This is a genomic window from Streptomyces sp. NBC_00252 (genome assembly GCF_036187565.1).
GTDB lineage: Bacteria > Actinomycetota > Actinomycetes > Streptomycetales > Streptomycetaceae > Streptomyces.
Genome location: NZ_CP108087.1, coordinates 3,731,025 through 3,754,104, shown reverse-complemented (window position 1 = coordinate 3,754,104; position 23,080 = coordinate 3,731,025). Strand labels below are relative to the sequence as shown.

General features: G+C 70.3%; 24 protein-coding genes. 12 read left to right on the top strand and 12 right to left on the bottom strand.

Annotated elements, in window-relative coordinates; genetic code table 11:
* Positions 1–144 precede the first annotated feature (144 nt).
* From OHT77_RS16105 to OHT77_RS16090, 4 genes are all read left to right on the top strand, one after another.
* Positions 145–1,431, top strand: a complete 1,287-nt coding sequence (locus tag OHT77_RS16105) for an extracellular solute-binding protein (protein WP_328829150.1) — start codon at positions 145–147, stop codon at positions 1,429–1,431.
* Positions 1,432–1,550: 119 nt separating this feature from the next.
* On the top strand, positions 1,551–2,534 hold the full coding sequence (locus OHT77_RS16100) for a carbohydrate ABC transporter permease (RefSeq protein ID WP_328829148.1): 984 nt from the start codon (positions 1,551–1,553) through the stop codon (positions 2,532–2,534).
* Entirely contained in the window at positions 2,531–3,394 is an 864-nt protein-coding gene (locus OHT77_RS16095) for a carbohydrate ABC transporter permease (RefSeq protein ID WP_328829147.1), read from the top strand. Before OHT77_RS16100 ends, OHT77_RS16095 begins: the two co-directional genes overlap by 4 nt.
* An 8-nt stretch (positions 3,395–3,402) precedes the next feature.
* On the top strand, positions 3,403–4,959 hold the full coding sequence (locus OHT77_RS16090) for a glycoside hydrolase family 3 protein (RefSeq protein WP_328829146.1): 1,557 nt from the start codon (positions 3,403–3,405) through the stop codon (positions 4,957–4,959).
* Between the two features lie 108 nt (positions 4,960–5,067).
* Here the strand turns inward: OHT77_RS16090 and nagB are convergent, their stop codons facing one another.
* Positions 5,068–5,853 (bottom strand): glucosamine-6-phosphate deaminase, encoded by a 786-nt coding sequence (nagB, locus tag OHT77_RS16085; protein ID WP_328829145.1) that lies wholly within the window; start codon positions 5,851–5,853, stop codon positions 5,068–5,070.
* Between the two features lie 214 nt (positions 5,854–6,067).
* On the opposite strand from nagB, the gene OHT77_RS16080 reads away from it, so the two are divergent.
* Positions 6,068–7,138: an SIS domain-containing protein gene (locus OHT77_RS16080; RefSeq protein WP_328829144.1), complete on the top strand. Its 1,071-nt coding sequence runs from the start codon at positions 6,068–6,070 to the stop codon at positions 7,136–7,138.
* 355 nt (positions 7,139–7,493) lie between these two features.
* On the top strand, positions 7,494–8,960 hold the full coding sequence (locus OHT77_RS16075) for a sensor histidine kinase (RefSeq protein WP_266776740.1): 1,467 nt from the start codon (positions 7,494–7,496) through the stop codon (positions 8,958–8,960).
* 256 nt (positions 8,961–9,216) lie between these two features.
* Here the strand turns inward: OHT77_RS16075 and OHT77_RS16070 are convergent, their stop codons facing one another.
* On the bottom strand, positions 9,217–9,474 hold the full coding sequence (locus tag OHT77_RS16070) for a WhiB family transcriptional regulator (protein ID WP_006142322.1): 258 nt from the start codon (positions 9,472–9,474) through the stop codon (positions 9,217–9,219).
* 319 nt (positions 9,475–9,793) lie between these two features.
* Positions 9,794–10,759 carry a diacylglycerol/lipid kinase family protein gene (locus OHT77_RS16065; RefSeq protein ID WP_266772426.1) on the bottom strand — a complete coding sequence of 322 codons (966 nt, stop codon included), beginning with the start codon at positions 10,757–10,759 and terminating at the stop codon, positions 9,794–9,796.
* Between the two features lie 116 nt (positions 10,760–10,875).
* On the opposite strand from OHT77_RS16065, the gene OHT77_RS16060 reads away from it, so the two are divergent.
* The gene (locus OHT77_RS16060) at positions 10,876–11,334 is read left to right on the top strand and encodes a hypothetical protein (RefSeq protein ID WP_328829143.1); all 459 of its coding nucleotides are present in this window, start codon (positions 10,876–10,878) and stop codon (positions 11,332–11,334) included.
* A gap of 19 nt (positions 11,335–11,353) precedes the next feature.
* Here OHT77_RS16060 and OHT77_RS16055 read toward each other — a convergent pair whose 3' ends face one another.
* From OHT77_RS16055 to OHT77_RS16045, 3 genes are all read right to left on the bottom strand, one after another.
* The gene (locus tag OHT77_RS16055) at positions 11,354–12,466 is read right to left on the bottom strand and encodes a SigB/SigF/SigG family RNA polymerase sigma factor (protein ID WP_328829142.1); all 1,113 of its coding nucleotides are present in this window, start codon (positions 12,464–12,466) and stop codon (positions 11,354–11,356) included.
* A gap of 17 nt (positions 12,467–12,483) precedes the next feature.
* The gene (locus tag OHT77_RS16050) at positions 12,484–12,897 is read right to left on the bottom strand and encodes an anti-sigma regulatory factor (RefSeq protein ID WP_004925829.1); all 414 of its coding nucleotides are present in this window, start codon (positions 12,895–12,897) and stop codon (positions 12,484–12,486) included.
* A gap of 266 nt (positions 12,898–13,163) precedes the next feature.
* The gene (locus tag OHT77_RS16045; protein ID WP_266772430.1) at positions 13,164–13,424 is read right to left on the bottom strand and encodes a UBP-type zinc finger domain-containing protein; all 261 of its coding nucleotides are present in this window, start codon (positions 13,422–13,424) and stop codon (positions 13,164–13,166) included.
* 62 nt (positions 13,425–13,486) lie between these two features.
* Here OHT77_RS16045 and OHT77_RS16040 point away from each other — a divergent pair, with 62 nt between their 5' ends.
* On the top strand, positions 13,487–15,082 hold the full coding sequence (locus tag OHT77_RS16040; RefSeq protein WP_328829141.1) for a Na+/H+ antiporter: 1,596 nt from the start codon (positions 13,487–13,489) through the stop codon (positions 15,080–15,082).
* Positions 15,083–15,136: 54 nt separating this feature from the next.
* Here the strand turns inward: OHT77_RS16040 and OHT77_RS16035 are convergent, their stop codons facing one another.
* The gene (locus OHT77_RS16035; protein WP_328829140.1) at positions 15,137–16,042 is read right to left on the bottom strand and encodes a 1-aminocyclopropane-1-carboxylate deaminase/D-cysteine desulfhydrase; all 906 of its coding nucleotides are present in this window, start codon (positions 16,040–16,042) and stop codon (positions 15,137–15,139) included.
* Between the two features lie 39 nt (positions 16,043–16,081).
* Positions 16,082–16,672 (bottom strand): N-acetylmuramoyl-L-alanine amidase, encoded by a 591-nt coding sequence (locus tag OHT77_RS16030; RefSeq protein WP_328829139.1) that lies wholly within the window; start codon positions 16,670–16,672, stop codon positions 16,082–16,084.
* Between the two features lie 298 nt (positions 16,673–16,970).
* Between OHT77_RS16030 and OHT77_RS16025 the strand changes: the two genes are divergently transcribed.
* From OHT77_RS16025 to OHT77_RS16010, 4 genes are all read left to right on the top strand, one after another.
* Positions 16,971–18,377 carry a family 2B encapsulin nanocompartment shell protein gene (locus OHT77_RS16025; RefSeq protein ID WP_328829137.1) on the top strand — a complete coding sequence of 469 codons (1,407 nt, stop codon included), beginning with the start codon at positions 16,971–16,973 and terminating at the stop codon, positions 18,375–18,377.
* Positions 18,378–18,490: 113 nt separating this feature from the next.
* Positions 18,491–19,591 (top strand): family 2 encapsulin nanocompartment cargo protein polyprenyl transferase, encoded by a 1,101-nt coding sequence (locus OHT77_RS16020; protein WP_328829136.1) that lies wholly within the window; start codon positions 18,491–18,493, stop codon positions 19,589–19,591.
* Positions 19,592–19,886: 295 nt separating this feature from the next.
* Positions 19,887–20,483, top strand: coding sequence for a GNAT family N-acetyltransferase (locus tag OHT77_RS16015; protein ID WP_328829134.1), 597 nt, complete (start codon positions 19,887–19,889; stop codon positions 20,481–20,483).
* A 9-nt stretch (positions 20,484–20,492) separates the two neighbouring features.
* A complete protein-coding gene (locus tag OHT77_RS16010; RefSeq protein WP_328829133.1) occupies positions 20,493–20,837 on the top strand; it encodes a DUF952 domain-containing protein in 345 nt (114 codons plus the stop codon).
* Between the two features lie 10 nt (positions 20,838–20,847).
* Here the strand turns inward: OHT77_RS16010 and OHT77_RS16005 are convergent, their stop codons facing one another.
* The 4 genes from OHT77_RS16005 to sodN all read right to left on the bottom strand — a co-directional run bounded on the left by OHT77_RS16005 (position 20,848) and on the right by sodN (position 23,040).
* Positions 20,848–21,597 (bottom strand): VOC family protein, encoded by a 750-nt coding sequence (locus OHT77_RS16005; protein WP_328829132.1) that lies wholly within the window; start codon positions 21,595–21,597, stop codon positions 20,848–20,850.
* Positions 21,598–21,659: 62 nt separating this feature from the next.
* Entirely contained in the window at positions 21,660–22,076 is a 417-nt protein-coding gene (locus OHT77_RS16000; RefSeq protein ID WP_328829131.1) for a VOC family protein, read from the bottom strand.
* A 10-nt stretch (positions 22,077–22,086) separates the two neighbouring features.
* Positions 22,087–22,497 carry a helix-turn-helix transcriptional regulator gene (locus tag OHT77_RS15995; RefSeq protein WP_328829129.1) on the bottom strand — a complete coding sequence of 137 codons (411 nt, stop codon included), beginning with the start codon at positions 22,495–22,497 and terminating at the stop codon, positions 22,087–22,089.
* 147 nt (positions 22,498–22,644) lie between these two features.
* Complete coding sequence (gene sodN / locus OHT77_RS15990) at positions 22,645–23,040, bottom strand: superoxide dismutase, Ni (protein ID WP_019058247.1); 396 nt, start codon at positions 23,038–23,040, stop codon at positions 22,645–22,647.
* Positions 23,041–23,080: the final 40 nt, after the last annotated feature.

Genomic DNA, 23,080 nt, shown 5'->3' with positions numbered 1-23,080 from the left:
TCCCATAACGGCTGGTCAGGGCCGTTTCGGGGACCCTTGACAGGCCCTCTGGTCTGGTCCAAGCTCCCGGTACTGGTCTACACCATTGGTTCAGGTCCCGGCCCATGGGCGGGAGGTGTGGCAGGCATCCCTGAGGAGGGTGGCGTGAAGCGCAAGCTCATAGCCGCGATCGGTATCGCGGGCATGATGGTCTCCATCGCGGCGTGCGGGGGCAACGACGACAAGGGCTCTTCGAACAGCGGCGCCGACGCCAAGGAGCTGACCGTCTGGCTCACCGTCGACGCGCAGAACAACTGGCCCGACCTGGTCAAGGCCGCCGACGCGACCGTGCAGAAGGCGCACCCGGGCGTCAAGATCAAGCACGAGTACTACGGCTGGCCGGACAAGAACACCAAGCTCGACGCGGTCCTCGCCACCGACAAGGCGCCCGACGTGGTCGAGATGGGCAACACCGAGATGCTCGGCTACATGGTCAAGGGCGCCTTCGCACCCGTCGACGCCTCCAAGTTCACCAACTCCTCCGCCTGGCTGGACGGCCTCAAGGCTTCCGTCACCTACGACGGCAAGACCTACGGCGTCCCCTACTACGCCGGTGGCCGCGTCGCCAACTGGCGCAAGGACATCGCCGCTTCGGCCGGCATCAAGGCCCCGCCGACGACGTACGCCGAGCTGACCTCCGACCTGGACAAGATCCAGAAGAAGGAAGGCAGCAAGTTCAGCGCCTGGTACCAGCCCACCCGTGACTGGTACGCGGCCATGTCCTTCGTCTACGACGCCGGCGGCGCCATCGCCACCCAGTCCGGTGACCAGTGGAAGGGCAGCCTCTCCTCGCCCGAGTCCCTCAAGGGGCTCAACGAGTGGAAGTCCGTCATCGACAAGTACATGCACGGTGACAAGACCAAGGACGAGTCCGACCGCTACATCGTCTACGGCCAGGGCAAGGCGGCCATGATCTTCGGCGCGGCCTGGGAGGGCGCGAGCGCGGCCGACCCGAAGGCCGACAAGACCGGCGGCAAGCTGAAGACCAGCCTCGTCAACTTCGTGATGCCCGGCCCGTCCGGCAAGAACATGCCCGTGTTCCTGGGCGGTTCGGACCTGGCCATCCCGGTCAAGTCCAAGGCGCAGGGCCTGGCCGCCGAGTGGATCAACGCCTTCACCGGTCCGTCCGGCCAGAAGGGCCTGATGGCCAAGGGCAACCTGCCGAACAACAAGACCGACCTCGCGACGCTGAAGAGCGACCCCGCGACGGAGGTCCCGGCCACCGCGGCCGAGTCCAACTGGTTCGTCCCGATGGCACCGGGCTGGGGCCAGGTCGAGAAGGCCCAGGTCCTGCAGACCATGCTGCAGAACATCGGCACCGGCAAGCAGTCGGTCGAGGCCGCCGCGAAGGCGGCGGACAGCGCGATCGACAAGGTCATCAACACCAAGTGACCTGAGTGCGGGGCCCTGTCGAAGCACAGGGCCCCGCACCTCGTACGAAGTCCGCGCGGTGCGCGGATCCTTGTACGAGGTACGGCCGTACGACCTGAGGGATCGCTGAGGAGCCCGCGATGAGTGCCGACACGACCACCCCCGCCAAGGTGCCGCCGCCGCGGCACGCGCCGCCACCGGGCGTCCCCAGCGTTTCCCGCAGACAGCGGACGTCGAGAGGGACCGGGGTTCCCTGGCTGCTGCTCGCGCCCTGCCTGCTGATCCTCGCCCTGGTCATGGGCTATCCGCTGGTCCGCCTGGTCACCCTGTCCTTCCAGTCCTTCGGGCAGTCCCAGCTGTGGGGCTTCAAGTCCGCCGAGTGGATCGGCCTCGACAACTTCACCGGGATCCTCGGCGACTCCGAGTTCTGGGGCGTCGTCGTCCGCACGATCGTCTTCGCGGCCGGCTCGGTCATCTTCACGATGGTCGCCGGCATGGCCCTCGCGCTGCTCCAGCAGAAGGTCTCCGGCTGGGTGAAGACCCTCATCAACATTGTCCTGGTGGCCAGTTGGGGCATGCCGGTGATCGTCGCGACCACCGTCTTCAAGTGGCTCTTCGACACGGACTACGGCGTCTTCAACGCCCTGCTCAGCAGGCTGCCCGGCGTCGACATGGTCGGCCACAACTGGTTCGCCAGCGGCCCCCAGGGCCTTCTCGTCATCATGCTGCTCGTGGTGTGGGGCGCGGTGCCCTTCGTGGTCATCACGCTCAGCGCCGGACTCACCCAGGTCCCCCAGGAACTGGAGGAGGCCGCCCGCCTCGACGGCGCCGGCGCCTGGGGCGTCTTCCGGTACGTCACCCTGCCCATCCTCAAGCCGATCATCGTGATGCTCACGACGCTGTCGGTGATCTGGGACATGGGCGTCTTCCCCCAGGTGTTCGTGATGCGCGGCGGTCACCCCGAAGCCGACTTCCAACTGCTGAGCACCTATTCGTACGACCGTGCCTTCGTCGTCAACGACTACGGACAGGGTTCTGCGATAGCCCTGGTCACGGTGGTGCTGCTGCTCGGTGTCGTCGCCGTCTACATGCGTCAGATGCTTCAGATCGGAGAGGTCGAATGAGCGCGCTCACGACCGACGCGCCCCGCAGGCAGACCGGCGGGCGCAAGAAGTCGAAGCTGGGCTGGAACCTCCTCGGCCTGCTCGTCTTCGTCGTCGTCGGCTTCCCCCTCTACTGGATGCTCGACACGGCGTTCAAGCCGGCCAAGGACGCCATCGACCCGAACCCGAGCCTGCTGCCCACCGGCATCACGCTCGACAACTTCCGCCGGGCGCTGGACATCGCCGACTTCTGGGGCCCGGTCGGCCGCAGCCTCATCGTCTCCCTGTCGGTCGTGGTGATCGGCATCGTCGTCGGCCTGCTGGCCGCGCTCGCCATCTCCCGCTTCGCCTTCCGCGGCCGCAAGATCGTGATCGTCGGCATCCTCGCGGTCCAGATGGTCCCGCTGGTCTCGATGATCATCCCGGTCTTCCTGCTGCTGAACGACCTCGACCAGTACGACAAGCTCTCGGGCCTGATCATCACGTACCTGACCTTCATCCTTCCGTTCACGGTGTGGACCCTGCGCGGTTTCATCGTCAACATCCCGAAGGAGCTGGAGGAGGCGGCCATGGTCGACGGCTGCACCCGCACCGGCGCCTTCATCCGGGTCGTCTTCCCCCTGCTCGCCCCGGGCATGGTCGCCACCTCGGTCTACGGCTTCATCCAGGCCTGGAACGAGTACCTGTACGCCCTGATGCTGCTCAGCCAGGAACACCAGACGGCGACCGTCTGGCTCGGCAACTTCACCACCAAGCACGGCACCGAGTACGCCCCGATGATGGCCGGCGCCACGATGATGGCCGTGCCGATCGTCGTCCTGTTCCTCATCGTCCAGCGCAAGATGGCCGCGGGGCTGACCGCGGGCGCTGTGAAGGGATAACGCCACCGATGACGACTCTCGCCAGCGGTACAACAGCGTCTGATTCTGTAAAAGACGGCCTGACGCGCGACGCCCTCACCGTCCTGCAGCCCGGCTTCCCCGGCACCACGGCCCCCGACTGGCTGCTCCGGCGCCTCGGTGAAGGCCTCGCCTCGGTGGGCCTGTTCGGCCGCAACATCGCGTCACCCGAGCAACTCTCCTCGCTCACCGCCCAGTTGCGGTCCGAGCGGGACGACGTCCTCGTCGCGATCGACGAGGAGGGCGGCGACGTCACCCGCCTGGAGGCCCGCACCGGTTCCTCCTTCCCCGGCAACCACGCCCTGGGCGCGGTGGACGACGTCGACCTGACGCGGGCGGTCGCCCACGAGCTCGGCCGCCGCCTCGCCGAGTGCGGGGTGAACCTCAACTGGGCGCCCTCCGCCGACGTCAACTCCAACCCCTCCAACCCGGTCATCGGCGTCCGCTCCTTCGGCGCCGACCCCGACCTGGTCGCCCGGCACACGGCGGCCTACGTCACCGGCCTCCAGGACGCGGGCGTCGCCGCCTGCACCAAGCACTTCCCGGGCCACGGCGACACGGCGGTCGACTCCCACCACGCGCTGCCGCGCATCGACGCCGATCTCTCGGTCCTGGAACAACGCGAGTTGCTCCCGTTCCGCGCGGCCATCGCCGCCGGCAGCCGCGCGGTGATGAGCGCCCACATCCTGGTCCCCACCCTGGACCCGGACCACCCGGCCACCCTCTCCCTCCGCATCCTCACCGACCTCCTCCGCGGCCGCCTCGGCTACGACGGCCTCATCGTCACCGACGGCATGGAGATGCAGGCCATCGCGGCGACGTACGGCATCGAACGGGGCAGCGTCCTCGCGATCGCCGCCGGCGCGGACGCGATCTGCGTCGGCGGCGGCCTCGCGGACGACGAGACGGTACGACGGCTGCGGGACGCGCTGGTGGGCGCGGTGCGCTCGGGGGAGCTGCCGGAGGAACGGCTCGCCGAAGCGGCGGAACGGGTACGGGGGTTGGCCCGGTGGGCGGCTTCGGCGTCGTCCGAGGCGGGCGCGAATTCAGGGTCCGGGTCGGCATCCGAGCCGGCCCAAGCCGCGACCGCCGACGTGACGCGCGTCGACATCGGACTCGTCGCCGCCCGCCGTGCCCTCACGGTCACCGGCGCCGAGGACTTCACCCCGCTCACCGAACCGCCCTATGTCGCCCTGCTCACCCCGGTCGCCAACATCGCCGTGGGCAACGAGACCCCCTGGGGTGTCGGCGCCGAGCTGCAACGCCGGCTGCCCGGTACGGAGTCGGCCGGGTTCGCCGGGGCGGACGCGGGGCGGGAGATCCTGGCCGCGGCCGGGGCGCGACGCGTCGTCGTCGTGGTCCGGGACGAACACCGGCACTCCTGGATGGCGTCGACCCTCGACACCCTGCTCGCCGCCCGCCCCGACACCGTCGTGGTCGAGATGGGCGTACCGCAGGCTCCGCCGCGAGGCGCCCTCCACATCGCGACGCACGGCGCGGCCCGGGTCTGTGGCCACGCGGCGGCGGAGGTCATCGCGGGCAGGTGACCGTGCGCCGGGGGAGCGACCCCGACCAGGGGAGACACCTCCGAACACGCCGGTGCCGGGCCCTCCACGAGGGGGCCCGGCACCGGTGCGTACGTAGGTGAAGGGGTGTCAGATCCCTTGCCAGTCCGGCTTGTTGACGAACGTGTGCCGGAAGTAGTCCGCGAGCTTCAGCTTGGACGCGGCACCCTCGTCGACCACGACCGTCGCGTGCCGGTGCAGCTGGAGCGCCGACGCCGGGCACACCGCGGCGACCGGACCCTCGACGGTCGCGGCGACCGCGTCCGCCTTGCCCTCGCCGGTCGCGAGCAGCACCAGGTGCCGGGCCTCCAGGATCGTGCCGATGCCCTGGGTGATGACGTGGTGCGGCACCTGCTCGATGTCGCCGTCGAAGAACCGCGCGTTGTCCACCCGCGTCTGCTCGGTCAGCGTCTTGATCCGGGTCCGCGAGGCGAGCGACGAGCACGGCTCGTTGAACCCGATGTGCCCGTCGGTCCCGATGCCCAGCACCTGGAGGTCGACCCCGCCGGCCTCGCTCAGCGCCCGGTCGTACGCCCCGCACGCCGCGAGCACGTCCTCGGCGGTGCCGTCCGGCCCGAAGAAGGCGTCCATCCCGATCCCGAGCGGCTCCAGCACCTCGCGCCGCAGGACCGAGCGGTACGACTCCGGGTGGTCGGCGGGCAGCCCCACGTACTCGTCGAGCTGGGCGATCCGGGCCCGCGAGGTGTCCACGGCCCCGGCGCGCACCTTCGCGGCGAGGGCTTCGTAGATGGGCAGCGGCGTCGACCCGGTGGCCACGCCGAGAAGGGCGTCCGGCGTGCGCCGGAGCAGCTGTGCCATGGCCTCGGCGATCAGCTCGCCGCCCGACTTGGCGTCCGGAACGATGACAACTTCCACGCTGGCCTGCCGTTCTGCAGAGGGGACTTCGAGGAGCCCGGAGGTGCTGTGTGGTTTAGACCAATCCGCGCACCAATCTAACAGAGGAGGGCCTTGCCTCCCAGAGTTCGCCGCCTGTCCGAAGACCGGTAACCGCCCACCACAGGCGCACCTCCGGCGGACGGGGTGGAATGGACACCGCAGCACAGCCCGACCGACCTCCGGAGGAGCCCGCATGACCGCCACGACCCCGGCCCCCGACAGCGACCTCCCCGGCCGGATCATGGCCCGCGAGATGGCCGAACAGCCCGCCGTCCTGCGCCGCATCCTGGACGAGGGCGCCCCGCGCATCCGCCGGGTCGCCCAGGAGGTCGCCGCCCGCACGCCGCGCTTCGTGCTGCTCACCGCCCGCGGCACCTCCGACAACGCGGCCCTCTACGCCAAGTACCTCCTGGAGATCCGCCTCGGCCTGCCCTGCGGCCTCACCTCGATGTCGACCACCACGGCCTACGGCGCCCACCCCGACCTGACCGACGTCCTCGTCGTCACCGTCAGCCAGTCCGGCGGCTCACCCGACCTGGTCGCCTCGACCCGGGCCGCCCGCGAGGCCGGCGCGATCACGGTCGCGGTGACCAACAACCCGGACTCACCGCTGGCCGCCGTGTCCGAGTACCACGTCGACATCATGGCGGGCCCGGAGAAGGCGCTCCCCGCGACCAAGACGTACACGGCGTCCCTGCTCGCGCTCTACCTCTTCGTCGAGGGCCTGCGCGGCGGCGACGGCGCCGCAGCCAAGGCACTGCCCGACCTCGCCGAGCAGCTTCTCGCCCGCCAGGGCGAGGTCCGCACCCTCGCCTCCCGCTACCGCTTCGCCGAGCGCATGGTCATCACCTCGCGCGGCTACGGCTACCCCACCGCCAAGGAAGCCGCCCTCAAGCTGATGGAGACCAGCTACATCCCCGCGCTCGCCTACTCGGGCGCCGACCTCCTGCACGGCCCCCTCGCCATGGTCGACAACGTCTCCCCGGTCATCGCCGTGGTGACCGACGGCAGGGGCGGCGCCGCCCTCCAGCCGGTCCTGGACCGGCTGCGCGGCCGGGGCGCCGACCTGGTCGTCATCGGCCCGGCCGGCCAGGTCGAGCAGGCCTCGGCCGGCTTCGTCCTCCCCGTCGAGGGCGTCCCCGAGGAACTCCAGCCGGTCCTGGAGATCCTCCCGCTCCAGCTCCTCGCCTACGAGGTCACCATCGCCCGAGGTCAGGACCCGGACGCGCCCCGCGCGTTGGCCAAGGTGACGGAGACCCGCTGAGTCCGTGGCCAGGCCACCGAAATTGTCATGACCAACCAGTCCCGCACAGGACCCGACACCGTTAGGCTTCCAACATCCTTCAAAGCATGGACACGGTAAGTGGTCTAGTCCACAATGTGTTAAAGGCGTAAGCCTCCGTCCTCCCCGCACAGGAGGACGGACCGAGGAACCGAGGCTCTCTGCCCTGACTGCCCCGGCTCCTCATCCATCGGCCGTCCGGGACCGCACACCCCGTGGCCGTTGCTGCTCCGGGCTGCGGTGCCGGGAGGGTTGAGGGTCCCTCCCAGGCGCCGCGGCCCGCGGGTGTTTTTAGGACAGGTACAGACCGGCGGGTACGCTCGCAGACGTGCCCTCCATGAACGAACTCGTACGCCAGCACACCGCACTCGACGACTCCGATCTCGAGTGGCTCCACCTGCTGGTCTCGGAGTGGCAGCTGCTCTCCGACCTCTCCTTCGCCGACCTGGTCCTGTGGGTCCCCACCCGCGACGGCACCCGCTATGTCTCCGTCGCCCAGATGCGGCCGAACACCGGGCCCACCTCGTACCAGGACGACATGGTCGGCCACCTCGTCCCGCGCGGCCGCCGCCCCATGCTGGACGCGGCCCTGGACGAGGGCCGCATCGTCCGCGAGGGCGACCCCGAGTGGCGCGAAGAGGTCCCCGTCCGGGTCGAGTCGATCCCCGTACGACGGGACGGGCGCGTCCTGGGCGTCATCGCCCGCAACACCAACCTGCTGACCGTGCGCACCCCGAGCCGCCTCGAACTCACCTATCTGCAGAGCGCGTCGGACCTCGCGCAGATGATCGCGGCCGGCTCCTTCCCGTTCCCGAACCAGCAGGTCGACATGGACGCCTCGCCGCGCGTCGGCGACGGACTGATCCGCCTCGACGGCGACGGCATCGTGCAGTACGCCTCGCCCAACGCCCTGTCCGCGTACCACCGCATGGGCCTCGCCACCGACCTCGTCGGCCAGCCGCTGGGCGTGACCACGGCCGAACTCGCCCCCACCAGGGGCCCGGTGGACGAGGCGCTCGCCAAGCTGGCCAGCGGGTGGGCACCGCGCGAGTTCGAGATCGAGGCCCGTGACGGGGTGATCCAGTTCCGGGCGATTCCTCTCAAACCCAAGGGCACCCGTATCGGTTCCCTGGTGCTGCTCCGGGACGTCACCGAACTGCGGCGCCGCGAGCGGGAGTTGATCACCAAGGACGCGACCATCCGGGAGATCCACCACCGGGTGAAGAACAACCTCCAGACGGTCGCCGCCCTGTTGCGGCTCCAGGCCCGCCGGATCGAGTCCGAGCGCGGCCGGGAGGCGCTGGAGGAGGCCGTACGCCGGGTCGGCTCGATCGCGATCGTGCACGAGACGCTGTCCCAGAACCTGGACGAGCGCGTGGAGTTCGACGAGATCGCCGACCGGGTGCTCGCGATGGTCGCCGAGATCTCCCCGGGCAAGGTCACCGGCCGGCGCAGCGGCCGCTTCGGAATACTGGACGCCGAGGTCGCGACCCCGCTCTCCATGGTCCTCACCGAGATCCTGCAGAACGCCCTCGAACACGGCTTCCGCGAGGGCGAGACGGGCACGGTCGAGGTCTCCGCGGTCCGCGGCGGCACCTCCAAGGAGGCCCGCCTCCTGGTCACCGTGCAGGACGACGGCGTGGGCCTCCCCGAGGGATTCGACCCGCACCGCTCGGGCAACCTCGGCCTGCAGATCGTACGGACGCTGGTGGAGGGCGAGTTGGGCGGCACCTTCGACATGGTGGCGGCGCCGGAGCGGGGGACCCGGGTGATCCTGGACGTGCCGGTGCAGGCCCACAAGTGACGTACGTGCACACGACCTTCACACGCACGTGCGTCAACGGCCGTACGCACGGCTCTACTTGAACGGCTCTGTGCGGGGGACCCGGATGGCCGTACGCGCGGGGATCTGAACAGCAAAGAGCCCCGGACCATGTGATGGTCCGGGGCTCGTCACTCGTTGCTATGCGCATCGGGGGTACTGCGCGCTGCGGCTCGGGGGCGGGAGATGCGTACTCGCTGTACGCGCCGCCAAGCTCAGGCTGTTAGCAGGGTGGGCGTCAGGCGGAGGCCTGACGGGCACGGTTGCGAGCGGCGCGGCGCTTCATGGCGCGGCGCTCGTCCTCGCTGAGACCACCCCAGACGCCGGAGTCCTGGCCGGACTCGAGCGCCCACTGCAGACACTGGTCCATAACAGGACAGCGACGGCAGACGGCCTTGGCTTCCTCGATCTGCAGCAGCGCAGGACCGGTGTTGCCGATGGGGAAGAAGAGCTCGGGGTCTTCCTCGCGGCAAACGGCGTTGTGACGCCAGTCCATGGCTGCTACCTCTCCTTGGTATTACGTGCGGGTTGCTTGTGAATGTGAACGCTTTCACGAATCCCTCAACAAGTGAAGGGCCGAACGCCAGACTCACTGGCGGGGTCCTGTGGATTGAAGAGGGGTTCCGGTGATCCGTGGAGGCCGGTGTTGCGGGCCGTCTCGATCGCCACGTAGAGACTCGCAAACCTCAGCGGCGGATACAACCCCTTCTGGAAAGTTTTTTTTGATTCCTCGGTGTCGACTAGGTCACAGCCGTACTTCCATGGGGTGGATCCTGGTCTAAACGTTCGAGTGAAAGGACTTCAGCCCTTTCTGCTCACACAATCACACGCAGTGCACGGCGTACGCCTGTGAACGTCACGCTGGTACGCAGTCCGAGGTGGTCGCCGTCCATCTGGAGGGGCAGGGGGACCTTCGAATGCAAGGTGAAGTCACTCAGGTCGTGCAGAGCCGCAGCGTGCTTGCCATGGGGTCCACGCTCGGGGGACGAAGTGAGCAACTGGGTGCCATACCGGGCAACCGCGGCGCTGGACAGCCGGCTGAGCCCGAGTACGTCGAGGCCTTTATCGAACGACGCCTTAGGTGACGTGTACATCGGGCGATTGCCGAGATACGTCCAGGGCGAGGTGTTCGAGACTATGGCCACCACCAGATCGGTCACCGGATCCTCACCGGGCTGCTCCAGCGTGATCGTCCCGTGCCGGCGGTGCTGCTCGCCGAGGAACTGCCGGACCACCTGGCGCACGTAGAGGGCGTGGGTGGATTTCTTGCCCTGCTCCCGCTGCTGTTCGACCCGTCCGACCACCCCGGCGTCGAACCCGAGCCCGGCGTTGAAGGTGAACCAGCGCGAGGGCACCGCCTCGTCCTCGGTGCCGGGCGTCCCGGAGGTCAGCCCGAGGCCGACCGTGCGCTCACGGCCCTCGCGCAGCGCGTCCAGGATGGCGCCGGTCGCCTCCACGGCGTCGTTGGGCAGGCCCAGGGCGCGGGCGAAGACATTGGTGGAGCCGCCGGGGACCACCGCGAGACCGGGCAGGTCCGGGTTCGGGCCGGTGTGCAGCAGGCCGTTGACCACTTCGTTGACCGTGCCGTCGCCGCCGAGGGCCACCACCAGATCGACGTTCCCGCTCTCCGCGGCCTGCCGGCCGAGGTCGCGCGCGTGCCCTCTGTACTCGGTGGTGACCGCTTCCAGCTTCATCTCGCTCGCGAGCGCGTGGAGCAGAACGTCGCGCGTACGTGCGCTTGTGGTGGTTGCCGCCGGATTGACCACGAGAAGTGCACGCATGAGTTGCAGCGTACCTACTGGGGGGTACTCGGCCCATACCGAGGTAGGCGTTCGGTAAGAGGAGACGACGTGAGCCTGAACACCTGGGGCCGCACCCCGAGGGCTACCCTTCTGGGGTGAGTGCTGAGCAGACCCCCGCCCCGGAGACCGACGGCCCCGGCGGACCCCGCCCGCGCCGACTGACCTACGCGGCGGTCCTCGTCGCCGTCGAGGGGCTCGCGCTGGCCGTCGCCGGCGTGTGGATGCTCGTCCTCGGAATCACCGGCGAACCGGACGACCGCCAGCAGGCCGTCACCGGTGGCGTGACCCTGGTGGTGCTCGCGCTGCTGCCGCTGCTGGCCGCGCGCGGACTGCTCCTGCTGCGCAGCTGGAGCCGGGGCCCGGCCGTCATCACCCAGGTCATGGCGCTGCCCGTGGCCTACAACCTGCTCCAGGCCGACAGTGTCGCGATCCCGGCCGGGATCGTGCTCGCGGTGCTCGCGGTCGGCGCGCTGGTGCTGCTGGTGAACCCGGCGACGACACAGGCCCTCGGAATCCGAGGGCCTGGTCGTGGAACCGAAGAGCCGAAGAGCTGACTCTTTTTCTGCGTCCGTCCTACTCCTCGACGAGGAGCTTCTCCCGCAGCTGGGCCAGCGTCCGGGCGAGCAGCCGGGACACGTGCATCTGCGAGATGCCGACCTCCTGCGCGATCTGCGACTGCGTCATGTTGCCGAAGAACCGGAGCAGCAGGATGCGCTTCTCCCGGGGCGGCAGATCCTCCAGCAGCGGCTTGAGCGACTCGCGGTACTCGACACCCTCCAGGGCCTCGTCGTACGCGCCGAGCGTGTCCGCGACCGCCGGGGACTCGTCGTCCGTGTCCGGGACGTCCAGGGACAGCGTGGAGTAGGCGTTGGCCGACTCCAGGCCCTCCAGGACCTCCTCCTCGGAGATGCCGAGCTTCTCGGCCAGCTCATGGACCGTGGGGGAGCGGCCGTGCCGCTGGGAGAGCTCCGCCGTCGCCGTGGTCAGCGACAGCCGCAGCTCCTGGAGGCGGCGCGGGACGCGCACCGCCCAGCCCTTGTCGCGGAAGTGCCGCTTGATCTCGCCGACGACGGTCGGGGTCGCGTACGTCGAGAACTCGACGCCGCGCTCCGGGTCGAAGCGGTCGACCGACTTGATCAGGCCGATGGTGGCGACCTGGGTCAGGTCGTCCAGCGGCTCGCCGCGGTTGCGGAAGCGGCGTGCGAGGTGCTCGACGAGCGGCAGATGCATACGGACCAGCCGGTTGCGCAGCTCCGCGTACTCGACGCTGCCGTCCTTGAGGGTGCGCAGCTCGATGAAGAGTGCGCGCGCTCCGCTGCGGTCCTGGGGGTCGTGCCGGGTGACCTGCACGCTCTGCGTGCCCGCCACGTCGTCCCGCTCGTGCTCGCTCATCGCCTGGTCCGTCGCCCCTTCCCGAGCTTTCGCCTCCTCCCCCGCGCTCGACTCAGTCGGAGCGGGGGAACCCCCGGCAACGGGGGAGACCCCACCAATACGCACGGCACCGTCCTGCTCGCGTTGACCGTCGTCCATCACACCGGCCTCCGAGGGTTCGTCCTCCGGGTGCGGCCGGGCCTGCTCGGGGATTCCGCCGCGCGGCACCAGGGCGCTGTCGTCCGCCGTGCGGCGGGATCCGCCTGAGCCGCCCTCGGCCGGCAGCTCCCGTGTGCCGCGCTCTTCGTCCCGCACCGGCCCGTCCCCGTTCCTCACGCCGGCCCGGGTCCCGCGCCGCGCTGTTTGTAGAGGCTGATCGAAACGGTCTTGTCCTCGTCGACTGCCGATGAGACCTTGCCCGCGAGGGCCGAGAGCACGGTCCAGGCGAAGGTGTCGCGCGAGGGTGCGTGACCGTCCGTCGTCGGGGCGGAGACGGTGACTTCGAGCGAGTCGTCCACAAGGCGGAAGACACAGCTGAGCACCGAGCCCGGCACGGCCTGCTGGAGCAGGATCGCGCACGCCTCATCCACCGCGATGCGAAGGTCCTCGATCTCGTCGAGGGTGAAGTCCAAACGGGCCGCGAGGCCGGCCGTGGCCGTACGCAGCACCGACAGGTAGGCACCCGCAGCCGGCAGCCGGACTTCCACGAAGTCCTGGGTCGCGGGCTCGCCTGCGATCTGGGACACCCTCACCTCCAAGGTGGTACAAGCTCTTTCGGGGGCCCAGGGGTCGCCCCCCGGGGTAACGCGATACTTGGTTCAGCGGTGACGCTACCGCGCTCCGAACTTTTCTGTCCCCGGGACCCCAACCCCATGCTGTCACTCATAGTAAACCTACGGATACGCTCCGTGGCTAGGGGTCCTGCGGGCCCAATTGGGAAGAGCGCGCGCCGGGTTGACGTACCCAGACGTCAGACGGTCGAACCGTCGAAAGCGGCGGTCGGATTACGGGGTCACAGGAGTACGTGGTCGACGAAGCACCAGCGCCAGCTCTCCCCGGGCTCGAACGTCCGCATCACCGGATGTCCGGAGTCCTTGTGATGTGCTGTGGCGTGGCGGGCGGGCGAGGAGTCGCAGCAGGCGACATGGCCGCAGAAGAGGCACAGTCGCAGCTGCACCGGGTGGGTGCCGGCCGCCAGACACTCCAGACAGGTCTCGCTCTGGGGCCCCGGTTCAGGGAGCGGCAGCGCGTCGGCGTGCGTGCACTGTTTCATGATTGCCAGATTACGACGGGTGTGCGGTTGGCCGCGCGGAAAAACGAGGGTGGGCGAGGTCGATGGACGTGATGCCACTGCTGATGCTGGTGGCGGGGAGTGCCGTGGTGGCCGCCGCGGCCAGACGCACCCCGGTGCCGGCACCGCTGCTGCTGGTCGCGGTGGGGCTGGTCGTCTCGTACGTACCGGGGGTGCCCGACTACACCCTCGACCCCGAGGTCGTGCTGCCGCTGCTGCTGCCCCCGTTGCTGTACACCTCGGCCACCGACAGTTCGTATCTCGACCTGCGGGCCCAGGTGCGGCCCGTGGCGCTGCTGTCGGTCGGGTACGTGCTCTTCGCCACGTTCGTCGTCGGCTGGGCCGCGTACGTGATCGTGCCGGGGCTGCCGCTGACCGCGGCGCTGGTGCTGGGCGCGGTGGTGGCGCCGCCGGACGCGGTCGCGGCGACGGCCGTGGCCCGCCGGGTCGGCCTGCCGTCCCGGATCACGACGATCCTCCAGGGCGAGTCCCTGCTGAACGACGCGACCGCGATCACCGCCTACAAGGTGGCCCTCGCGGCCGCGATCGGCGAGGGCGCCACCTGGGCCGGCGGGATCGGGGAGTTCCTGCTCGCGGCCGTCGGCGGGGTCGGGATCGGGCTCCTGCTGATGGTGCCGATCCACTGGCTGCGCACGCACCTCAAGGAGGCGCTGCTGCAGAACACGCTCTCCTTGCTGATCCCGTTCGTCGCCTACGCGGTCGCCGAGCAGGTGCATGCCTCCGGGGTGCTCGCCGTGGTCGTGGTGGCGCTCTATCTGGGGCACCGCGCGTGGGAGGTCGATTTCGCGACCCGCCTCCAGGAGGAGGCCGTCTGGAAGATGGTCGCCTTCGTCCTGGAGTCGGCGGTGTTCGCCCTGATCGGGCTCCAACTGCCGGTGGTCCTCAAGGGCCTTGGGGAGTACCGGGGCCTGGACGCCGCCTGGTACGCGATCGCCCTCTTCCTGGTCGTCGTCGCGACCCGGTTCGTGTGGGTGTACCCGGCGACCTTCCTGCCCCGGATGTTCTCGGCGCGGATCAGGGGCCGCGAGGACAACCCCACCTGGAAGGGGGCGATGACCACCGGGTGGGCCGGCATGAGAGGCGTGGTCTCGCTCGCCATCGCCTTCTCGATCCCGCTCACGGTGCACGGCGGCGGCCCGTTTCCGCAGCGCAACCTCATCCTGTTCCTGACCTTCACGACGGTCATCGGCACGCTGGTGGTGCAGGGCCTGACCCTGCCCCCGATCATCCGCCTGCTGAAATTCCCCGGCCGCGACCAGCAGGCCGAGACGCTCGCCGAGGCCAACGCCCAGGCACAGGCGTCCCGGGTCGCCGAAAAACGCCTGGAGGCTCTTCTGGAGGACGAACGCAACGCCCTGCCGCCTCCCCTCGCCGACCGCCTCCGCGAGGTCCTGGAGCGCCGCCGCAACGCCGTCTGGGAACGCCTGGGCGCCACCAACCCCGTCACCGGCGAGACCGTCGACGACACCTACCGCCGCCTCTCCCGCGAGATGATCAGCGCCGAACGCTCGATGTTCGTCCGCCTCCGGGACGGCCGCTACATCGACGACGAGATGCTCCGCACCCTGCTGCGCCGCCTGGACCTGGAGGAGGCGGCGGCCTACCGCGAGGCGGCCTAGCGATCTCTACGACACGGGGAGCGCCCGGCGTTTTCCACGGCGCCCGAAGCGGCTCTACGGGAACGGTCGCCCGGTGATCACCGCGGCGACCGTGCTCCCGCGCGGGAAGGCCCCTTCGTCGGCCAGGGCGACAAGTCCGTGGAGCAACTTGGCGACATAGAGACGCTCCACGGCCAGCCCGTGCCGCTGCTCGAAGTCCCCGGCGAAGGCGTCGAGTTCGGCGGGCACGCGCGCGTAGCCCCCGAAATGGAACCGGTCGTCGAGGGTCCAATCGCCCCGTCGGCCACCGAAGGCGCGCTCCTGCAGCTCCTCTATGTCCGCGCTCAGGAAGCCGCCCTTCAGGACCGGTATCCCCAAGGCCCGCTGGTCAGGGCCGAGTCCGGCGGCGAGCCCGGCCAGCGTGCCGCCGGTCCCGCAGGCGAGCGCGACGACGTCGACGTCGGCACGCGCGCGGAGTTCCTCGCCCAGGGCCCGGCAGCCGCGTACGGCAAGGGAGTTGCTGCCGCCCTCGGGGACGACGTACGCGTCCTCCGCGCCGGCCGCACGCAGGATCGCCGCCAGCGTGTCCGCCTCGGTCTTGCGCCGGTAGGTCGACCTGTCGACGAAGTGGAGGCGCATCCCGTCGGCCGCGCACCGGGCCAGGGACGGATTGAGCGGACGGTCGGACAGCTCCTGCCCGCGGACCACGCCCACCGTGCGCAGCCCCAGGAGCCGGCCCGCGGCGGCGGTGGCGCGCAGATGGTTGGAGTAGGCGCCGCCGAACGTGACGACCGTCCGGCCGGCCGCCGCCGTGAGGTTCGGCGCGAGCTTGCGCCACTTGTTGCCGATCAGGTCCGGGTGGATCAGGTCGTCCCGCTTGAGCAGCAGCCGGATGCCGTGCCGCCCGAAGCGCCCGTCCGCGACCTCTTCCACCGGCGAGGGGATCAGGGGCCGTAGGGCGGCGAGGTCGGGGCTGGTCACGGCACCATTGTCACCCGGGTCGGCCGGATCGCCCGGTGGTCACTTCAGGCGGTCGTGGATCCGGTCGCGCAGCCAGTTCATCGTGAACCCGCGCGGGTCCACCTTCCCGGGCTGCCACTCCAGATGCCCGATCACCGACCGCTGCGACCAGCCGTGGTGGCGGCAGATCGCCGCGCAGACCTTCTCGACCGTCTCCAACTGGGCGTCGGGCCACGGGTCGTGCCCGTCGCCGAGGTTCTCGCACTCGAAGCCGTAGAAGTGGCGGTTGCCGTCGGTGTCGGCCTCGTTGTCGTGGGGGAGCGCCTTCTCGGCGATCACCGCGCGCAGGACGTCGTCGTCGCCGAGGCCCGCGTGGTTGGCGCGGCCGTAGCCGACGAGGTGGAGGCGGCCGTCCTTGGTGATGACGCCGTGGCAGAGCGGGCCGGGGAGGTCGGGGCGGCCCGCGCGGCACAACTCGACCGTGGCCGCGCTGCCCTTGGTGACCGTGTGGTGGATCATCACGCCGTGGACGGGTCCCCAGGGGCCCTTGTGGTTGCGGTTGTGGGTCTGCCAGTCGCCGACCTCGAGGACCGGGACGCCCGTCGCCTTCAGACAGGACAGGAATCCGCCCGCGGACATGGGTGAGGCCATGATCGCCTCCTTCGTGCTGTGCGACGGCCGCCGTTCGCGGTCGCCTGTTGTCAGTGCTTGTACTGACAACAGGGCACTTGGGCCTACTTGTTCGTACGGCGTGCGAGCCGATCCGGACACCCCCGGCACCAGCAGCCACTCGAACAACATTCGAGGTGAACGGCCCTGTGCCCACCCCGTGAAGATCCATTCCCGCTCTTTCGGGTAATACCATCAGCACGCTCCGTGAGGAAGGCTGGTGCGCGAGAACGATGCCGGGCGCACAGGTGCCGGGCATGAATGGGGAGGGCATTTCTCTATGTCGGTAGGCGAAGAGGTCCGCGCGGAGCAGAACAAGCCGCAGCAGAGTCTTGGTACGGCGGCGGCGCGGAACCTGGCCACGACCACGAAGTCCGCACCGCAGATGCAGGAGATCAGCTCACGCTGGCTGCTGCGCGCACTGCCGTGGGTGAACGTGCAAGGTGGCACATACCGGGTGAACCGACGGCTGAGCTATTCCGTGGGCGACGGCCGGGTGACATTCGTGAAGACCGGCGACCGCGTCGAGGTCATCCCCGCGGAACTGGGCGAACTGCCCGCACTGCGGGACTACGAGGACGAGGAGGTGCTCTCGGAGCTGGCCACCCGCTGCCGGCAGCGCGAGTACGCCCCGGGAGAGGCGATCGCGTCGTTCGGCAGCCAGGCCGACGAGGTGTACCTGCTGGCGCACGGCAGGGTGGAGAAGGTCGGCACCGGCCCGTACGGCGACGACACGGTCCTCGGAGTCCTCGCCGACGGCGCCTACTTCGGCGACCAGGCACTGCTCGACCCGGAGGCCATCTGGGAGTACACGGCCCGCGCCGACACCGCGTGCACGGTGCTGATCCTGGCCCGCGGGGACGTCGAGCAGGTCGCGGAGCGCTCCGAGACCCTGCGCGACCACCTCACACAGCTGCGGGCGATCCCCGAGCAGCGCACCAACAAGTACGGCGAGAAGGCCATCGACCTCGCCGCGGGCCACTCCGGCGAGCCGGACATCCCGCACACCTTCGTCGACTACGACGCCAGGCCGCGCGAGTACGAACTGAGCGTCGCCCAGACCGTCCTGCGCATCCACTCGCGCGTGGCCGACCTCTACAACCAGCCGATGAACCAGACGGAGCAGCAACTCCGGCTCACCGTCGAGGCGTTGAAGGAGCGCCAGGAGCACGAGCTGATCAACAACCGCGAGTTCGGCCTGCTCAACAACTGCGAGTACGACCAGCGGCTCCAGCCCCACGACGGCGTCCCCGGCCCGGACGACATGGACGAGCTGCTCAGCAGGCGCCGCGGCACCAAGCTGTTCCTCGCCCACCCGCGCGCGATCTCCGCGTTCGGCCGCGAGCTGAACAAGCGCGGACTGGTCCCCGAGTCCATCGACGTCGGCGGCAACCGCATCCCGACCTGGCGCGGTGTGCCGATCTACCCGTGCAACAAGATCCCGGTCAGCGACCGCAGGACCACCTCGATCATCGCCATGCGTACGGGCGAGAACGACCAGGGCGTCATCGGCCTCCAGCAGGCCGGCATCCCGGACGAGATCGAGCCGAGCCTGTCGGTCCGCTTCATGGGCATCAACGAACAGGCCGTCATCAACTACCTCGTGACGGCCTACTACTCGGCGGCCGTCCTCGTGCCGGACGCCCTCGGCGTGCTGGAGAACGTCGAGATCGGCCGCTGGAGGTGACGTTTCAGCAGTTGGACGCGGTGTCCCCGCCCGAGAGGGCGGGTACACCCCGGTCGTACGCGGCCGGTCGCGGCGCGGGCGTCACCGTCCGCGGACTCTCCGAGGGGGACCCCATGGCCGAGCTGAGGGGGGACCCCGTGGCCGAGCCCAGGACGGAGCCGAGGCACCGGACCGCCGGCACGCAGCCGCCCGACGGGCAGGAGGCGGCGGTGATCCTGGAGGGGGCCAGGAGGTCCGTCGACCCCGAACTGCGCGCCGCGATCGACTCGTTGCCCGGCTCGATGCGCCGGATCGCGCTCTACCACTTCGGATGGGAGCACGCGGACGGCACCCCGGCCGCGGGCAACGCGGGCAAGGCGATCCGCCCCGCCCTCGTCCTCGCCGCCGCCACCGCACTCGGCGGCGAGCGGGCCCGGGCGGGCGCGCTCCGGGCCGCGGCGGCGGTCGAACTGGTCCACAACTTCACGTTGCTGCACGACGACGTGATGGACCGGGACGCCACCCGCAGACACCGGCCCACCGCGTGGACCGTGTTCGGCGACGCCGACGCGATCCTCGCCGGGGACGCCCTCCAGGCGCTGGCCCTGCGGCTGCTCGCCGTGGACCCGCACCCGGCGGCCCAGGCAGCCGCGGCCCGGCTCGCGGACTGTGTCGTCGAACTGTGCGAGGGCCAGCACGCGGACACCGCCATGGAGAAGCGGGCCCCCGCCGAGGTCACCCTCGACGAGGTGCTCGTCATGGCCGAGGCCAAGACCGGCGCGCTCCTCGGCTGCGCCTGCGCGGTGGGCGCGCTGTACGCGGGGGCGTCCGCCGAGGACGTCGAGGCGCTGGACGCGTTCGGCCGGCAGGCCGGGCTCGCCTTCCAGCTGATCGACGACGTCATCGGGATATGGGGCGACCCCGGCCGCACCGGCAAACCCGCCGGCGCCGACCTCGCCGTACGCAAGAAGTCCCTGCCCGTGGTCGCCGCCCTCACCTCGGGCACCCCGGCGGCCGCGGAACTCGCGGAACTGTACGGACTGCCGTACGAGGAAGGGGAGTTGGAGCGCACCGCGCTCGCCGTCGAGCGGGCGGGCGGCCGGGACTGGGCGCAGGCCCAGGCGGCCGACCACATGGCGCGGGCCGTGCAGGAGCTGGCCCGGGCGATCCCGGACCCGCAGGACGCGGGCGGTCTGCTCGCGCTGGCCGAGTTCGTGACCCGGCGCAGCAGTTGAGGACTCCGGAGCCGGCCGGAACCGCGCGGTCCTGACCCCGCACGGCCCCCGAAAGGCCCCGGACCAGCGGGTCCCGCGCATCCCCACGGTGCGCGGGGCCCCACTTTTTTTGAGGCTCGGTTCGCCTCCGGGGCGCCGAAGTCGGTGTCGGGAGCGCGATCGTGCTCGACCCTTCGGGCCTCCGCGCGTTCGCGCTCCCGACACCGACGCGCCCCTTCGGCTCACTCGCCCCGTAGGGCAGCGTTAGGCTCAACAGCCGTTCGGGTGGCGGTGGTTGAGAGGTGAGGGGTGGGGCATGGGTGTCGCGATACGGGTGGCGGGCCAGGGGGACCGGGAGCTGGTCGTCCGGCTGCTGGACGAGGCCTTCCAGGACGATCCGGTCAGCGGGTGGGTCTTCCCGGACGCCGAGTACCGCCGTACGACCCACCACCGGCTGATGGCCGCCTTCGCCGACGCGGTGTTCGCCGACGGGTGGATCGACCTCACCGAGGACGGCGCGGCCTGCGCGCTCTGGCTGTCGATACCGGATGAGGCACATCCGGCGGACGGCGCCGACGAGGCCGTGGAACTACGGGAGTTGGTCGATCCCGACAACGACCGGGTCGAGACGATCGCCCGGCTCATGGCGGACTCGCATCCCGCCGGGCGGGCGCACGAGTACCTGTGGATGATCGCCGTCGCCCCCGGCCGGCAGGGCGAGGGACTCGGCGCCGCGCTCGTCCGGCACGTCCTGGACCGCTGCGACCGTGAGGGCCTGCCCGCGTATCTCGAGGCCAGCAGCGAACGCAGCGCCAAGCTGTACGAGCGCCTCGGCTACACGTTCACCGACCGCACCCTCGACCTCCCGGACGGCCCGCGCATGTACCCGATGTGGCGCGAGCCGAGGCCGTAACGTGGGCGTATGCCCGAACACGAACCCACCGCCCCCGTCCTGCACATCACCGAGCGCGCCCTCTGGGACGCGGCCCGCGAGCGCGGGAGCTATGAGTGGTCGACCCGTGGCCGCACCCTCCAGGAGGAGGGCTTCATCCACTGCTCGACCCGCGACCAACTCCCGCGCGTGGCACGCTTTTTGTACGGTTCCTACGACGGCCCGGACGAACTGGTGGTCCTGGTCGTGGACCCGGCGCGGCTCGACGCACCGCTGAAGTACGAGGCGCCGGAGCCGGGCGGGGAGGAGTTCCCGCACGTGTACGGGGCGATTCCGGTGGGCGCGGTGGTGGACGTGGAGGTGTGGACGGGCTGATCCCCTTGTCTCAGGGGCGGTGGGGGAGTCCGCCGGTCTCCGGGTCGCGGCCGGTCAGGCAGTAGGTGCCGCCCGCCGGGTCCCGCATCACCGTCCAGTGCCTGCCCTGGGAGACGACGGACGCGCCGAGGCGCTCGTGCGCCACGACGGCCGTGCCGATGTCCGCGCAGGCCAGGTCGAGATGGGCGGACGCGGGACGGTCCTCGCCGAGACGCTGGAGCAGGATGCGGATCGGCAGGCCGGTCGGGGGCTTGAGGACGTGGAACTCGGGGAGCGCCCCCGCCAGCGAGGCCCAGTCGGGCAACAGGGCGCTCCAGAAGGCGAGTTCGGCGTCGTAGGAGCCGGGGCCGATGTCGAGGGAGACCTGGTCGAGGCGGGTGCCGGCCACCACGGGCGGTCGTACGGACTCGCCGTGCCAGGGGACCGCGCAGAACAACTGCCCCGCGGGGGACCGGAGTACGGCCCAGCCGTCGTGCTCGGCGACGGAGTCCGCGCCGAGGCGCAGCGCGGACTCCACGAACGCCGGCACGTCCTCGACGGAGAAGTCGAGATGAGCGCCACCCGGGCCGTCCTCGACGCCCTGGACCTTCACGCAGGCGTCGGCGCCGGAGGACAGCAGGGTGGTGAACTCGCCCCTGTCACCCCGGAGTTCGGACAGCTCGGTGTCCGTGGCCGCCGTCCAGAAGTCGTGGGCGGGGCCGAGGCGGCCGAGCGGGCGGTCGATGAAGGCGTGGGTCCAGCGGACGGTCGTAGCGCTCATGGCGTGATCGTAAGCGCGAGGGAGAGAGCCGACCGCGGGATTTTCGTCCCCGTCCTCAGCCCTCAGTCCTTGTTGCGCTGCATGAACCGCAGCATGTTTCCGGCCGGGTCGCGGAACGCGCAGTCGCGGACGCCGTAGGGCTGGTCGGTCGGTGCCTGGACGACCTCGGCGCCGGACTCCTGGACGCGGGCGTAGAGGGCGTCGCAGTCGGTGGTGGTGAAGTTGACGCCGCGCAGGGTGCCCTTGGCGAGGAGTTCGGCCATGGCCTGCTTGTCGGCGGGGGAGGCGTCCGGGTTCGCGGCCGGCGGCTCCAGGACGATCTCCACGTCCGGCTGCAACGGCGAGCCCACGGTCACCCACCGCATGCCCTCGAAACCGACGTCGTTACGGATTTCCAGCTCCAGGACGTCGCAGTAGAAGGCGAGCGCCTTGTCGTGGTCGTCGACGGCGATGAAGCACTGGCGGAGTTTGAGATCCATGCAGGACAGGCTAGGGCTGGAGGGGCGGTCCCGCCCGGTTCGGCCGGGTAAAAGTGCGGGCCACACAGGACGGGATCACCGCACCCGCCTCGTGCGAACGGGCACGGTACGCGCTGGGCGTCTCACCGACCAGCTCGGTGAACCGCGAGCTGAACGACCCGAGCGACGTACAGCCCACGGCCATGCACACCTCGGTCACGCTGAGGTCCCCGCGCCGCAGCAGCGCCTTCGCCCGCTCTATCCGCCGGGTCATGAGATAGCTGTACGGCGTCTCCCCGTACGCGGCGCGGAAACTGCGCTGGAAGTGGCCCGGCGACATCAGCGCGGTCCGCGCGATCGAGGCAATGTCGAGCGGCTCCGCGTACTCGCGGTTCATCCGGTCCCGGGCCTGGCGCAGCCGTACGAGGTCGTCACGGTTCACGCCGTCCAGGATGGCACGGGGGCCGCCGGGGCCGGGGCGGGAACGGCGAAGGGGCCCCGCCGGCGAACCGGTGGAGCCCCTTCCCCAGACCCGCTGACCGTCGATGGTGCACCGATCGCCGGTCGGCCGGGCTGGGCCGACTGGGTGTCAGGCCTTCTTGGTCTCCCAGAAGATCTTGTCGATCTGGGCGATGTAGTCGAGCGCCTTCTGGCCCGTCGCCGGGTCGGTGGACGCCTTGGCGGCCGAGAGGGCCTTCAGGGTGTCGTTGACCAGCTGGTGCAGCTCCGGGTACTTCTCGAAGTGCGGGGGCTTGAAGTAGTCGCTCCAGAGCACCGAGACGTGGTGCTTCGCGAGCTCGGCGCGCTGCTCCTTGATGACGATGGCGCGCGCCTGGAAGTGCGGGTCGTCGTTGGCGGCCATCTTGTCCTGCACGGCCTTCACCGACTCCGCCTCGATGCGGGCCTGGGCCGGGTCGTACACACCGCAGGGCAGGTCGCAGTGCGCGCTGACCTTCACCTTGGGGGCAAACAGGCGGGAAAGCATGGAGCGTTCCTTCCTCGTGATCGTCTTCTCAGGTGGGACA

Coding starts and splice junctions, on each gene's coding strand:
- OHT77_RS16065 (WP_266772426.1), bottom strand. CDS start 10,759: ATGCGTGCACTTCTCGTGGTCAATCCGGCGGCAACCACCACAAGCGCA.
- OHT77_RS16045 (WP_266772430.1), bottom strand. CDS start 13,424: ATGAAACAGTGCACGCACGCCGACGCGCTGCCGCTCCCTGAACCGGGG.
- OHT77_RS16025 (WP_328829137.1), top strand. CDS start 16,971: ATGTCGGTAGGCGAAGAGGTCCGCGCGGAGCAGAACAAGCCGCAGCAG.
- OHT77_RS16095 (WP_328829147.1), top strand. CDS start 2,531: ATGAGCGCGCTCACGACCGACGCGCCCCGCAGGCAGACCGGCGGGCGC.
- OHT77_RS16090 (WP_328829146.1), top strand. CDS start 3,403: ATGACGACTCTCGCCAGCGGTACAACAGCGTCTGATTCTGTAAAAGAC.
- OHT77_RS16005 (WP_328829132.1), bottom strand. CDS start 21,597: ATGAGCGCTACGACCGTCCGCTGGACCCACGCCTTCATCGACCGCCCG.
- OHT77_RS16030 (WP_328829139.1), bottom strand. CDS start 16,672: ATGGCCTCACCCATGTCCGCGGGCGGATTCCTGTCCTGTCTGAAGGCG.
- sodN (WP_019058247.1), bottom strand. CDS start 23,040: ATGCTTTCCCGCCTGTTTGCCCCCAAGGTGAAGGTCAGCGCGCACTGC.
- OHT77_RS16000 (WP_328829131.1), bottom strand. CDS start 22,076: ATGGATCTCAAACTCCGCCAGTGCTTCATCGCCGTCGACGACCACGAC.
- OHT77_RS16080 (WP_328829144.1), top strand. CDS start 6,068: ATGACCGCCACGACCCCGGCCCCCGACAGCGACCTCCCCGGCCGGATC.
- OHT77_RS16075 (WP_266776740.1), top strand. CDS start 7,494: ATGAACGAACTCGTACGCCAGCACACCGCACTCGACGACTCCGATCTC.
- OHT77_RS16010 (WP_328829133.1), top strand. CDS start 20,493: ATGCCCGAACACGAACCCACCGCCCCCGTCCTGCACATCACCGAGCGC.
- OHT77_RS16040 (WP_328829141.1), top strand. CDS start 13,487: ATGGACGTGATGCCACTGCTGATGCTGGTGGCGGGGAGTGCCGTGGTG.
- OHT77_RS16100 (WP_328829148.1), top strand. CDS start 1,551: ATGAGTGCCGACACGACCACCCCCGCCAAGGTGCCGCCGCCGCGGCAC.
- OHT77_RS16015 (WP_328829134.1), top strand. CDS start 19,887: ATGGGTGTCGCGATACGGGTGGCGGGCCAGGGGGACCGGGAGCTGGTC.
- OHT77_RS16020 (WP_328829136.1), top strand. CDS start 18,491: ATGGCCGAGCTGAGGGGGGACCCCGTGGCCGAGCCCAGGACGGAGCCG.
- OHT77_RS16070 (WP_006142322.1), bottom strand. CDS start 9,474: ATGGACTGGCGTCACAACGCCGTTTGCCGCGAGGAAGACCCCGAGCTC.